This window comes from Salinicola sp., assembly GCF_982684285.1.
The window spans coordinates 1-12,257 of record NZ_CEXLVS010000119.1; the positions used below are offsets into that span (position 1 = coordinate 1).

The window sequence follows — 12,257 nt, forward strand, 5'->3', positions numbered from 1 at the left end:
GGCCCCGCAGCCGATATGCGCCAGTCGTGTAGAGGGAGAGGACATGTTGGATCCGTCGATTCATCGATGGAGAGACAATGGCGCAGCGCGACAACATCAGGCAAAGCCATATATCTTATGAATTGATAAAAGATTTCTATTTGGAGCCAGGATGTTTCATCAGCGGCAGCTGCAGGCATTCGTGCGAACCGCCGAGTTGGCCAGCTTCACGCGGGCGGCGAAGGAAATTCACCTGTCGCAGCCCGCGCTGAGCTACCTGATACGAAAGTTGGAAGGGGAATTGGGCATTGCGCTGTTCGCGCGCAATACCCGCACCGTGGTCCTGACGGAGGGCGGCGCGCTGTTCCTGGGCCACGCCCGGCGTATCCTCGCCGATATGTCGCTGGCGCTGGAAGACACTCGCAACGTGCGCGAACTCGAGCAGGGCAAGTTCACGGTGGCCGGGCTGCCTTCGGTGGCCTCGTCCCTGCTGCCGAGGACCATTGCGGCCTTTCGCAAGCGTCATCCCAAGGTGACCGTCGTCCTGCGCGACGGCCTGGCCGACCAGGTTCACCAGTGGGTGAGCCGGGGGGAGGTCGACATGGGGCTGGGTTCGCCGCTGCAGCGGGATCGGGAGCTCGATTTTCAGCCGCTGTTTCACGACGATCTGCTGCTGATCACGCCGCCGCGGGTGGTGAGGCGCAGCGAGTCGCCCTGGTACGGACTCGACCAGGTGCCGTACATCGCCATGACCCCGGGCTCGAGTGCCAGGCACTACGCGGATCTGGCGATGGAGCACGCCGGCAGGCAGGTCGCGCCCACCTGGGAGGTGAGCTTCATGAGTTCGGCGATCGCGATGGTGAGAGCGAAGCTGGGATACGCGCTGCTGCCGGCCTCCAGCGTCGATGTCTTCAATCTCGACGATATCACCCGGCTGCCCGTCAACATGCGCGAGCCACGGGAGATCGGCATTCTCCGGCGCAAGCCGCTGCACGCCTCGCCGGCACTGGAGGCGTTCCTTCGCCAGTTGCGCAAGCAGACCCCGTCCACCGATGACCCTGCCACCGATGAGAACGGGAGCGCTTCCCCGGCCTAGCCCCCGAACGCGTAGCGCCGCTCCAGCCGCTCGAACAGCAGGTCGGTGACGATCGCCAGCAAACCGACCAGCAGCGCGCCCTGGATCACGTAGGCCAGGTTGTTGCCGACCAGGCCGGCGATCAGTGGCGTGCCCAGGCTCTTGGCGCCGACGGTGGAACCGATGGTGGCGGTGCCGATGTTGATGATCACCGAGACGCGAATGCCGGCGATGATCACCCGCATCGCCAGCGGCAGCTCGACGCGGCGCAGGATCTGCCAGCGACTCATGCCGTTGCCGCGGGCCGCCTCCAGCGTGGTCTGCGGTACCGTGCCGAGGCCGGCGATGGTGTTCTGGATCACCGGCAGCAGGCCGTAGAGCGACAGCGCGATGATGGTCGGGGTGAAGCCGAAGCCGGCCAGCGGTACGGCGATGGCGAGCACCGCGGCGGGAGGGAAGGTCTGGCCGATGGCGGCCAGCGACGACACCATCGGTTCGAACTCGCGCCCCACCGGGCGGGTCACGAACAGGCCGGCGGCGATGCCGATCGTCACCGAGATCAGCGACGACACCAGCACCAGCCCGATATGCGCCAGCATCAGGTTGAGGAAGCTGTCGCGGGCGTAGAGCGGGTTGCCGAGATCGGGAAACAGGGCGCGAAACAGCGGCTCGAGCTGGGCCATTCCCAGCGTCAATGCGATCAGCAGCGCAATCAGGATCAGCAGCACGCCATTGCCGGCGGAGGCCGCACGCAACTGTCGGGCGCTTCGAGCTGCGCCGCTCATGAGGCCGGCTCTCCGGCGTGCAGCCCGCCGTCTGACTCGATTCCCATGATGCCCTGCATGCCCACCTCGCCGATCAGCTTGCCGGTCTCATCGACGACCGGCAGTACCATGACGCGATACCAGACCATCCGCGAGAGCGCCTCCTTCATGCTCATCTCCGGCGTGGCGATCCACTCCGCCCTGACGTCGGTATGCCGATGCTGGTCGTCCAGCCGGGCGCCCTCGAGGGCGATCGGCCGGCCGGCGTCGTCGAGTCGCCAGCAGTGATCGAGGCCGGGCAGCGTGGCGTGATGCGCCAGGCTCGGTGGGCGCTGGTACTGATGGACCCAGCGCCGCGAGAGCAGCTTGAGACCCAGATCCGCCTGGCCGAAGAACTCGCGAACGAAGTCGTCCGCGGGTTTCACCATCATCTCGATGGGGCGATCGTACTGGACCAGCCTGCCGCCGTTGAGCAGCGCGATACGGGTCGCCAGCTGCAGCGCCTCGTCCATGTCGTGGGTGACGAAGACGATGGTCTTGCCGGTCTGCCGGTGAACCCGGCGCATTTCCGCCTGGAGCGCCTCGCGGGTGATCGGGTCGACCGCGCCGAACGGTTCATCCATCAGCAGCACTTCCGGATCGGCGGCGAGCGCGCGGGCCACGCCGACCCGCTGCGCCTGGCCGCCGGAGAGCTGGTGCGGATACTTGTGACGGAACTCGGCCGGGTCGAGATGGAACATCGCCATCAGCTCGTCGACCCGATCGTCGATACGGGACTTCGGCCATTTCAACAGCTGCGGCACGGTGGCGATGTTCCGGGCCACGCTCCAGTGGGGGAACAGCCCGGTCGACTGGATGGCGTAGCCGATCCGCCGCCTGAGCTGCTCGGCCGGCAGTTCGGTCACGTCGTCGCCGTTGAGAATGATGCGACCACCGCTTAGCGGCACCAGGCGGTTGATCATCTTCAGGGTGGTCGACTTGCCACAGCCGGAGGGGCCGATCAGCACGCCGAACTCACCGGTCTCCAGCGTCATCGAGACGTCCTCGACGACGTTCTTGCCCGCGTAGGTCTTGGTCAGCCCTTGCAATTCAATCATGGGTCTTTCCTGATCGGTGCCTGAAACGGCGTCAGCGAGTGCCGGATGGGCGACTCAGGCTGACCAGAATCTGCAGCGCAAAGTCGGCGATGACCGCCAGCACGATGGTCGGGATGGCACCCAGCAGCACCAGATCGATGGCGTACTGGCCCAGCCCCTGGAAGATGAAGGCACCGAAGCCGCCGGCGCCGATCAGCGCGGCGACCACCACCAGCCCGATCGCCTGGACGGTGACGATGCGCAGCCCCGACAGGATCACCGGTAGCGCCAGCGGGATCTCCACCCGCCACAGAATCTGGCGCGGTGTCATGCCCATGCCGCGGGCCGCCTCCAGGGCACCGGTCGAGACGCCGGCGAGGCCGGAGTAGGTGTTGCGCACGATCGGCAGCAGCGAGTAGAGCACCAGGGCGATGATCGCCGGTGCCACGCCGATGCCGCTCACACCCAGCTCGCCCAGCCACGGCACGGCCCGGCCGAGCGCCGATAGCGGCGCGATGAGCAGCCCGAACACGGCGATCGACGGCAGTGTCTGGAACACGTTGAGCACGCTGAACAGGCCGTTGCGCAGGCGGGCCCGACGATTGGCCAGCAGGCCCAGCGGCAGCCCGATCAGCAGGGCGGGCAGCAGCGCACCGGCGACCAGCAGCAGGTGTCGCACCAACTGGTCGATGAAGTTATCCCGCTGATTGGCGAATTCGCGCATGATCGACAGCGGCGAGAGCAGCTCGCCGGAGAAGCAGACGCCGATCACCGCCAGCGCCGCGACGCCGTAGAGGGCACGGCCCGCCGGGCCGAGACGCAGCCGTTGCAAGGCATCGATGGCGATCAGTGCGCTGACGAACAGCAGGATCCAGAAGGTCGCGCCCTGTGAGACACGAGCGGCCGGCGAGGCCTCGGCCAGGGCGCGGTGGGCGTAGGCCCCGAGTGCCTGGAGATCGAGCGCCAGCAGCGGCAGGGTGGCGCCCAGCGACAGCCACAGCGCGATGCGTCGCGGTAGCGGTCCGGCCAGCGCCGCGACCAGCAGCAGGATGCCGATCAGCGCGAGGGCCGCGAGCTGCCAGCCGGCCAGCGCCTGCCACAGCATGACCGGCTGGCCCGACACCAGCCGATTGGGCGACAGGCTGGCAAAGGGCAGCAGCGCGACGCTGGCGACGGCGGCGACCAGCAGCGTCGCCAACACCCGGTTGCCGATCAGTCGACGTCCTTCGGGCGGAGTCACGATCGAACTCAGTCCAGCAGGCCTTGCTCGGTCAGATAGTCATGGGCGACCTGGTCCGCCGGCAGTCCGTCGACCTGGATCTTGCCGTTCAGCGTCTGCAGCGTCTCGCGATCAAGGGATTCGAACACCGGCTTCAGCAGCTCCTCGATCTGCGGATAGGCCTCGAGCACCGACTGACGCACCACCGGGGCCGGCTCGTAGACCATCTGCACGCCCTGGGGATCGTCCATCACCTTGAGCCCTGCGGCGGCGATGGCGCCGTCGGTGCCGTAGACCATGGCGGCGTTGGTGCCGCTGGTGCCCTCGGCAGCGGCACGGATTGTGGCGGCGGTGTTGCCGCCCGAGAGCACCAGCAACTGGTCTTCGCCAAGGGTGAAGTCGTAGGCGCGCTGGAAGCTGGGCAGCGCCGCATCGCTCTCGACGAATTCGGCCGAAGCGGCCAGCTTGATCTCGCCGCCGTCACTGCCCCACTGGCCGAAGTCGGCCATGCTGGAGAGGTCGTTGTCATCGGCCACGTCCTGGCGTACGGCGATGGCCCAGGTGTTGTTGGCCGGTGCCGGCGTCAGCCACGCCAGCTGATGCGCCTCGCTGTCGGCAGCCTTGATCTTGTCGTATCCCGCCTGCTCGTCCTTCCAGGCCGGGTCGTCGGTAGTGTCGGTGAAGAACGCGCCGTTGCCGGTGTATTCGGGGTAGAGATCGATATCGCCCGCCACCAGCGCCTGACGCACGATGTTGGTGGGGCCGAGCTGCAGCCGGCTATCGACCGGCAGGTCGGCGTTCTCCAGCACGTCGACGATCATGTTGCCGAGCAGGGAGCCCTCGGTGTCGATCTTGGAGGCGACGCGAATCGGCTGCTGGTCGTCCTGCGCTACGGCCTGACCCATGCCGAGGCTGGCGGTGATCGCCGCGGCGGCGACGGAAGTGATGATTCGAACGGAGAGCGACGGGCGCATGGCGGCGTTCCTTTGCGATCGGTGAGCTTGAAGACTCGGTTGTTGTGAGTCGTCCGTCCGGGACGGCTTGTCGTGGCTGACCTGGGCCAGGGCCGGTCAATGAGAGTTTGAGTCTAGCGGCAGTGCGCCCGGTCGACCACCCGATGCCGAGTTCGGCGTGACCTGCTAGGCTTGGCGAACCCGAAGTGGAACCCAAAGTGGCGTCCGGCTCGGCACGCCTCAACCAACGAAAGCGGTATCTCCAGCAAGGAGCATGTCATGAAAATTTCCGGCGCGGCGCTGATCGTGAGTGGCTTCCTATTGGCGGGCTGCAGCACGGCTCCCAAGCCCGACGATGCGCCTCGGCCTCCCGACGTGAAGCCGGTTCCCGAAGATGCCTGTGGCGCCCAGACGGTGGGTAGCCTGGTCGGGGAGACCCTCACCGACGAGCTTCAGGCGCAGATCGCGGATCGTTCGCGGGCTGCCGACATTCGCGTCATCGAGCCCGGCAAGAGCTACACCATGGACTACCGTGCGCAGCGGCTCGATATCAAGGTCGACGATCAGCGCATGATCACGGACATCTCCTGCGGTTGATCGCGGGAACAGCAAGCTTCGAGGGCCGACCCGTTCGGCCCTTTTCTTTCATGGAGCGGACCGGTCGAGGAGGTTGCCATGCTACGTACCGAGATCATCACCGAAGGGACGCTGAGCTGTTTTTCTCCCGGACTGACATACGAAGACGGTTCGCCGGTCAACGTCGAGGTGTCGGCCGTGGTGTTCGATGGCCATCGTCTGATTCTGGCCAGCGACAAGCCGATTCCGGGCGCGGGGCGCTCGGCCGTCTTTGCCTTCGACCTGGTGGAGGGATTGCCGGATCCGGAGAGTCACCGGTTTCTGACCGCCGATGCCATCCGGCGCGCGGTCAAGTACGAGGACTTCGCCCTCACCGTCGATGGCCGCTACATCCTGGCGACCACCGGGTTCGACCGCATCGACGACGAGAGTCACGATCTCAACGCCTACAATCACCTGCTGATCTGGCCGGTGGGCGAGCCGGACCGGGTGCAGGTCGTGGACCCGGACCCGCGCGACGGCGTCGAGGGTTCGCTGGAGCTGCGTCGCAAGCTCGACGGTGCCATCGGCATGCCGTACTACAAGATCGAAGGGCTGGCGGCGGTTCCGGCGTCGCCCGACCTGGGCGAACCCTGCGATGGCCTGCTGCTGTTCGGCGTTCGAGAGCAGGGGCGCGCGCACGATGACTTCGACTACGTGGCACGCGTGGTGGGCGTCCACTATTGCATGACGGCCGGCGGCAACCTGGAATTCGTCGACGAACTCCGCGAGCGCTACCGCTTCGATCCCTCGGAGTACGCGGGGGTCCGGCACACCTGCGGCCTGTCGAGCCTCGAATACGATCCCTTCAACGACCGCCTCTACCTGATGGCCAGTTTCGAGGTGGAAGACGAGCATGGCGAGCAGATCGGTGGCTATCTGTGGTCGATGCCGCTGGCCGACCTGAGTGCCGGGGCCTGGCCCTCGATCGTCGAGAACGTCCACGGCGAGGCGCTGGAGTTCGAGCACAAGGCGGAGGGGCTGGCGGTGCTCGACGCCGAGCGGCTGTTCGTGGCCTACGACAACGATCGCGACATGTCGCTGGGCCGAATCGACGAGCGGGACGAACGGGACGCCTGCGAGGCGCCCTATACGCTGTTGCGAATCGTGGGATGACAGAGACTTTGCCGGTGACCGGGCGCGCCTCGCGGCGCGTTGCCGGAAGCCACGACAGGAAACCGGGACCATGCTGAAGGATTCCCCGCGCGCCTACGGTCGATTGACGCGAACCCTGCACTGGCTGGTCGCGGTGCTGGTCGTCACGCAGTTGAGCAGCGTGTTCGTCAACGCCGTATGGAAGGACAATGCCTTCAGCCAGGCGATCTTCCCGTGGCACACCACCATCGGGGGGGGCGTGCTGATACTGATGACGGCACGTACGCTGTGGGCGCTTTCCCAGCGTCGGCAGCGCCCGCGCCACGCCGGGAGGTTACAGCGCCTGGCCATCGGCGGTCACATCGTGATGTATGCCCTGCTGATCCTGATGCCGCTGTCGGGTGCCTTGATGACCTGGGGCATGGGTTACGGCGTCCACGTGTTCGGCAAGGCCTGGTTCGAAGGCGCCGATGCGCCCTGGGCCGCCAGCTTCGGCGGCCTGCACGGGACCTTCGCCTGGCTGTTGACGCTCATGATCGTCGGTCACGTCTGCATGGCGCTGTATCACCACTTCCGGCTTCGGGATGGCACGTTGCGCCGGATGCTCGGACCGACGCCCGACTGACTCGCCGGATCAGGCGCCGGACTCGCGACCCGGAGGGGCGTCATGCCGCGTCCGAGACTCGCTGAACTCGCTTTTCCAGCGTTTGACCGCCATCTGCTCCTTGAGCAGCTCCAGCATGTCGATCAGCACCTGCTGGGTAACCCGATCGGTCTTGTCGTCGACCTGCAGCCAGGCATCTACGCCGCTGCTGACCAGCTCCGCCAGCAGCGAGTGGAAATGCGGCGAGTTCAGGCCATCGATGGCTTCGTGGACGACGCGGCTGGCGATGTCGCTGAGACTGCGCTCGATGCTCTCCGCGACGGCATCGCCCATCGGCAATCGGCGCAGGCGGCGCAGCTCGTCGTTCTCCTCCATCGTCCTGGCGACCAGGGCCGCCACGTAGCGATGCACCTGATGGTGGTTTTCGGCGTACCCCTTGCTGATCGTGCGCTCCAGCCGAGTGGCGATTTCATCGACCATTGCCGCCTTGCGGGGCTGGATCACCTCGGTCGAGATGCGCCGGGTCAGATGTTCGCTGTGACGGATCTCGTCCTGCATCTCGCCGAGCAGGTTGATGGCGACGCGATCGGAGATCTCCTCCATCAGCACGCCGTAGTAGGTGCGATAGAAGCGGTAGAGGCGCCAGCGTGTCACGTCGATGAGGCCCAGGCGCTGCAGGCGGATCAACAGCGAGATGACACGCAGGATGCGCAGCAGGCGGAATCCGGCCAGCGGGATGCAGCCGAGCACGTCGTACCAGTGCACGAAGGGGTAGAAGAACCAGCGGGCGTAGCGGCGCTGGGCGATGGCGATGGCCCAGCCCAGCAGCACGTCGAGCAGGAAGATGGCGACGAAGCAGAGGTCGATCTCGACGAAATTGGCCCTGATGCTGGTGTCGTAGGCGGCGTGGAGACCCGGCGCCACGGCATGGAAAGCGGCGTTGAGCGGCGGGATCAGGAACAGGCTGTCGAACAGCAGCAGCGCCAGGTTGATCGCCACCAGCACGACGACGGCGAGATCCCAGATCATCAACAGCCGCTCGCCGAGCCGGCTGGACCGCCTGGTGGCGCGGGATTGCTGGAATTCGGTTTCAGGCATCGAACGTCCTTGTCCGTCGGGTTGGCGACGCTATGGCAAAAGGGTGGGATGTCACTGTCCGGCCGGATAGGCCTTGAGATGTTCGGCCATGGCGTTGCGCTCCTCCTCGGCTTCCTGCTTGCGCAACTTCTTGCGTAGCGCAGCCTTCTCGAAGCGTAGCTTTTGCAGCGGGGTCTTCAATTCCAGCGAGGGCACCGGGACCGGCTTGCCGTCACTGTCGACGGCGACCATGGTCAGGTAGCAGCTGTTGGTGTGCCGTATCACCCGTTCCTGGATCGATTCGGCCAGCACCTTGATGCCGACCTCCATCGACGAGCGGCCGACGTGGTTGATCATCGCCAGGAAGGTCACCAGTTCGCCGACGTGGATCGGCTGCTTGAACAGGACCTGATCGACGGAGAGCGTCACCACGTAGCTGCCGGCATAGCGGCTGGCGCAAGCGTAGGCGACTTCGTCGAGCTTCTTGAGAATCGCCCCGCCATGTACCTTGCCGCTGAAGTTGGCCATGTCGGGGGTCATGAGTACGGTCATCGACAGCTCGTGCTGTCGGGGCAGATCATCGGGCGTCACGGTATCCTCGGTCTCGTCTGGTGCGGCATTTTTATGCGCCAGATGTACCACGTTTGGCCCGGGCTGCCCATCGATCGTCCCGCATGGTCGCTCCACGCCCGCTCCCGGGCGTGAGCCTCGAGGGCGGCTAAATCAGGGTCAGCCCCAGCCCGATCACCCCCCCCGTGACCGCCAGCTGGATCAGGCAGAAGCCCATGATGTCCTTGGCCTTGAGCCCGGCGATGGCGAGCACCGGCAAGGCCCAGAACGGCTGCAGCAGGTTGGTCCAGGCGTCGCCCCAGGCAACGCCCATGGCGACGCGCGAGACATCGGCTCCCAGTGCTTCGGCCGCCGGCAGCATGACCGGTGCCTGAACCGCCCACTGGCCGCCGCCGGAGGGGACGAACAGGTTGACGATGCCGGCGCTGATGAACGACCAGAAAGGCAGCGTATCGGCAGTGGCGATGGCAACGAACATCTCGGAGAGCGACTGCGCCAGACCGGACTGCATCATGATGCCCATGATGCCGGCATAGAATGGAAACTGGATCACGATCCCGGCGCCGCCCCGGATCGCCTCGTTGAGGCTGGCAAGCAGGCTGCGCGGGGTGCGATGGAACACGATGGCGAGCGACAGGAACAGGAAGTTGACGCTGTTGAGGTTGAGTCCGCCGCCGGCGAAGACGAAGTAGTGGACCATGTAGAGCAGTCCCGGCACGCCCACCAGCAGCGACAGCAGGGTGCTGTTCTCCAGGCGCTCGGCGGGTCGCTGGGCCTGGCTGGCGTCCGGGGCTTCCGGTTCCGAGAGCTGGTCGCGGCTGACGAAGACGCTCTCGTTCTCCGGTGGCAGCATCCAGCGATTGATCAGCGGCATGATGACGAACAGGGCGACGACGATGGCCAGGTTGTAGCCGGCGAAGATCGTCTGCGAGGTGGGGATGATGCCGATCTGGGCCTCGCTGAAGTGCCCCGGCGTGGCGATGGTCAGCGGGATCGAACCGGCCAGCCCCCCATGCCAGACGACGAAACCGGAGTAGGCGCTGGCGATCAGCAGCCGGTAATCGACCCGAATCTGACGCGCCAGCGCCTTGGCGAACAGGGCCCCGATGACCAGCCCGAAGCCCCAGTTGATCCAGCTCGCGGCGAGCGACACCAGGGTCACCAGAATGATCGCGCCGGCGGGCGTCCGGACCGTCGCGGCGAGTCTGTCCAGCAGGCGCTTGATCGGCGGCGAGTTGGCCAGCATGAACCCGGTCACCAGCACCATCAGCATCTGCATCGAGAACGACAGCAGGCCCCAGAAGCCGTCGCCCCAGTACTGCATGACCGCCAGCGGCGATTGCCGTTCGAACAGCATCGCGGCCAGTGCGGCGATGATCGTCAGCAGCAGCACGAAGATGTAGGGGTCGGGCAGGTAGCGCTCGACCAGCTTGACCGCCGGGCGGGAGAGGCGCTGCAGCATGAGGGGTATCTCGTCGGTGAACGTGGGGCGAGCGTAACGCATCCCTGCACTCGCCATCAGTCAACCTTGGTCTAGCGAGTTGTTTCCGGGGAGGTTTCGCCGCCGGCGGCCGGGGACCATCGGGTCCTGCGGTAGTGCAGGTAACAGATGCCGAGAGAGGTCGAGCGGACCAGGGTGAACAACAGGAACGCAAACCACAGGCCGTGGTTGCCGTAGTCCCGTGTCAGCCACCACACCGGCAGATAGCAGGCGATGGCCAACCACACGGTGTCGCGCATCGCACGGCTTTCGGTAGCGCCGATGAAGACGCCATCGAGCAGGTAGCTCCATACCGCCAGCGCCGGCATGGCGATCATCCAGGGCAGATAGTCGGAGGCGGTGGCGCGGACCTCCGGCAGGTCGGTCAGCAGCGATATCAGCCCATCACCGGCGACCGCGAACAGCAGCATCGAGCCGCCCGCCACCAGCAGCGACAGTCTGCCGGCGGCGCCCACGGCGTCGCCGAAGTCGTTCCAGTCGCGTCGTCCCACCGAGCGCCCGGTCAGCGCCTCGGCGGCGTTGGCGAAGCCGTCCAGGGCGAACGAGACGAGCATGATGAACTGCAGCAGCACCGCGTTGGCGGCCAGAACGGTGTCGCCGAAATTGGCCCCCTGGGCGGTGAAGAACGCCTGGGCGAACAGCAACCCCAGCGTGCGCACGAACAGGTGCTGGTTGACGCGAATCAGCGCCGAGTAGTGGCTCCACACCCACAGCGCCTGACGCGACAGCGATCCGCCCAGCTGCCGACAGTGGACGGCGACCCGCCACAGGCCGAAGGCCAGCGCGCTGTAGTCGGCGATCAGCGAGGCCCAGGCCACGCCGTCGCTGGCCAGCCCGAAGCCGACCACGAACAGCAGGTCGAGCACGATGTTGACGCCGTTGGTGAGCAGCAGGATCGCCAGCGTGATGCGCGTCTTCTGCTGGCCGATGAACCAGCCCAGGATGGCGTAGTTGGCCAGCACCGCCGGCGCCGAGAAGATCCGGATATGGGCGTAGTCGGCGGCAAGCTCCATCGCCGCCTCGCTGCCATCGAGCAGCCACAGGCCGAAATCGATCAACGGTTTCGACAGCAGGATCAGCGCCAGTCCGATGGTGGCCGCCATTACCAGCGACTGCGCCAGCAGCAGGCGCACGTCGCTGTCGTTCTCGCGACCCACCGCCTGGGAGGTCAGGCCGGTGGTGCCCATGCGCAGAAAGCCGAATCCCCAGTAGAGGAAACTGAACAGCGTGGCGCCGAGGGTTACCGCCGCCAGATAGCGCGAGTCGGGGAGATGGCCGACGACGGCGGTGTCCACCAGGCCCAGCAGCGGTACGGTGATGTTGGAGAGGATGATCGGCCAGGCCAGCTTCCAGACGTGACGGGTCGTGTAGCGGCGGGAGGGGGGATGATCGGTGGCGTTGCGATCCACGGCATTCCTTCTGACGAACGTGGCACGGGTCGATACCGGCGGTTCGACAGGATACGCCGAAGCGATGCGCGTCGCGATGCCGGAACTGGCTGAGAAGACGGAAGGCGGTGGCTACAGCAGCGGCAGCCGCCTGACAAGGGTGTCCACTTCGGCCTGATGAGTCAGCCGGACGAAGCGGATATGGCGGTAGGTCGGGTCGATCATGGCCTCCAGATAGCGTCTGCGGTTCTGACGCCATGTCCCCAGCGACCAGAGCAGGATCGAACGGCGACTGAGGAAGGTCTGGCGGAAGCTTTCCCGGTTGCCGGTACCGGGCCAGA

General features: G+C 66.1%; 12 protein-coding genes and 1 pseudogene. 4 read left to right on the forward strand and 9 right to left on the reverse strand.

Features of this window, described 5'->3' with window-relative positions; all coding sequences use genetic code 11:
* Positions 1-151 precede the first annotated feature (151 nt).
* Complete coding sequence (locus AC3AYF_RS11755) at positions 152-1,075, forward strand: LysR family transcriptional regulator (protein WP_295039493.1); 924 nt, start codon at positions 152-154, stop codon at positions 1,073-1,075.
* On the opposite strand, the gene AC3AYF_RS11760 is transcribed toward AC3AYF_RS11755, so the two are convergent.
* Genes AC3AYF_RS11760 through osmF form a run of 4 tightly spaced genes read right to left on the reverse strand, consistent with a single transcriptional unit; the run spans position 1,072 to position 5,087 of the window.
* On the reverse strand, positions 1,072-1,839 hold the full coding sequence (locus AC3AYF_RS11760) for an ABC transporter permease (RefSeq protein WP_295039491.1): 768 nt from the start codon (positions 1,837-1,839) through the stop codon (positions 1,072-1,074). The two genes, AC3AYF_RS11755 and AC3AYF_RS11760, sit on opposite strands and share 4 nt — an antisense overlap.
* Positions 1,836-2,915: an ABC transporter ATP-binding protein gene (locus tag AC3AYF_RS11765; protein WP_295039488.1), complete on the reverse strand. Its 1,080-nt coding sequence runs from the start codon at positions 2,913-2,915 to the stop codon at positions 1,836-1,838. Before AC3AYF_RS11765 ends, AC3AYF_RS11760 begins: the two co-directional genes overlap by 4 nt.
* 31 nt (positions 2,916-2,946) lie before the next feature.
* A complete protein-coding gene (locus AC3AYF_RS11770; protein ID WP_295039485.1) occupies positions 2,947-4,134 on the reverse strand; it encodes an ABC transporter permease in 1,188 nt (395 codons plus the stop codon).
* An 8-nt stretch (positions 4,135-4,142) separates the two neighbouring features.
* Positions 4,143-5,087 (reverse strand): glycine betaine ABC transporter substrate-binding protein OsmF, encoded by a 945-nt coding sequence (osmF, locus tag AC3AYF_RS11775; RefSeq protein ID WP_487779760.1) that lies wholly within the window; start codon positions 5,085-5,087, stop codon positions 4,143-4,145.
* Between the two features lie 258 nt (positions 5,088-5,345).
* Between osmF and AC3AYF_RS11780 the strand changes: the two genes are divergently transcribed.
* From AC3AYF_RS11780 to AC3AYF_RS11790, 3 genes are all read left to right on the forward strand, one after another.
* Positions 5,346-5,663, forward strand: coding sequence for an I78 family peptidase inhibitor (locus AC3AYF_RS11780; protein WP_295039482.1), 318 nt, complete (start codon positions 5,346-5,348; stop codon positions 5,661-5,663).
* A gap of 78 nt (positions 5,664-5,741) precedes the next feature.
* Positions 5,742-6,797 carry a hypothetical protein gene (locus tag AC3AYF_RS11785; RefSeq protein WP_295039480.1) on the forward strand — a complete coding sequence of 352 codons (1,056 nt, stop codon included), beginning with the start codon at positions 5,742-5,744 and terminating at the stop codon, positions 6,795-6,797.
* A 70-nt stretch (positions 6,798-6,867) separates the two neighbouring features.
* Positions 6,868-7,401: a cytochrome b gene (locus AC3AYF_RS11790; protein ID WP_295039477.1), complete on the forward strand. Its 534-nt coding sequence runs from the start codon at positions 6,868-6,870 to the stop codon at positions 7,399-7,401.
* Between the two features lie 9 nt (positions 7,402-7,410).
* Here the strand turns inward: AC3AYF_RS11790 and AC3AYF_RS11795 are convergent, their stop codons facing one another.
* The 5 genes and pseudogenes from AC3AYF_RS11795 to AC3AYF_RS11815 form a co-directional block, all read right to left on the reverse strand.
* Entirely contained in the window at positions 7,411-8,478 is a 1,068-nt protein-coding gene (locus AC3AYF_RS11795) for an ion transporter (RefSeq protein ID WP_295039474.1), read from the reverse strand.
* Between the two features lie 51 nt (positions 8,479-8,529).
* Positions 8,530-9,048: an acyl-CoA thioesterase gene (locus AC3AYF_RS11800; RefSeq protein ID WP_487779761.1), complete on the reverse strand. Its 519-nt coding sequence runs from the start codon at positions 9,046-9,048 to the stop codon at positions 8,530-8,532.
* Positions 9,049-9,175: 127 nt separating this feature from the next.
* Entirely contained in the window at positions 9,176-10,489 is a 1,314-nt protein-coding gene (locus tag AC3AYF_RS11805; RefSeq protein WP_487779762.1) for a short-chain fatty acid transporter, read from the reverse strand.
* A 71-nt stretch (positions 10,490-10,560) separates the two neighbouring features.
* Positions 10,561-11,937 (reverse strand): MATE family efflux transporter, encoded by a 1,377-nt coding sequence (locus tag AC3AYF_RS11810; RefSeq protein ID WP_295039472.1) that lies wholly within the window; start codon positions 11,935-11,937, stop codon positions 10,561-10,563.
* 111 nt (positions 11,938-12,048) lie between these two features.
* Positions 12,049-12,257 (reverse strand): annotated as a pseudogene (locus tag AC3AYF_RS11815) (adenylate kinase); the annotation flags it as partial.

Coding starts and splice junctions, on each gene's coding strand:
- AC3AYF_RS11755 (WP_295039493.1), top strand. CDS start 152: ATGTTTCATCAGCGGCAGCTGCAGGCATTCGTGCGAACCGCCGAGTTG.
- AC3AYF_RS11760 (WP_295039491.1), bottom strand. CDS start 1,839: ATGAGCGGCGCAGCTCGAAGCGCCCGACAGTTGCGTGCGGCCTCCGCC.
- AC3AYF_RS11765 (WP_295039488.1), bottom strand. CDS start 2,915: ATGATTGAATTGCAAGGGCTGACCAAGACCTACGCGGGCAAGAACGTC.
- osmF (WP_487779760.1), bottom strand. CDS start 5,087: ATGCGCCCGTCGCTCTCCGTTCGAATCATCACTTCCGTCGCCGCCGCG.
- AC3AYF_RS11780 (WP_295039482.1), top strand. CDS start 5,346: ATGAAAATTTCCGGCGCGGCGCTGATCGTGAGTGGCTTCCTATTGGCG.
- AC3AYF_RS11785 (WP_295039480.1), top strand. CDS start 5,742: ATGCTACGTACCGAGATCATCACCGAAGGGACGCTGAGCTGTTTTTCT.
- AC3AYF_RS11790 (WP_295039477.1), top strand. CDS start 6,868: ATGCTGAAGGATTCCCCGCGCGCCTACGGTCGATTGACGCGAACCCTG.
- AC3AYF_RS11795 (WP_295039474.1), bottom strand. CDS start 8,478: ATGCCTGAAACCGAATTCCAGCAATCCCGCGCCACCAGGCGGTCCAGC.
- AC3AYF_RS11805 (WP_487779762.1), bottom strand. CDS start 10,489: ATGCTGCAGCGCCTCTCCCGCCCGGCGGTCAAGCTGGTCGAGCGCTAC.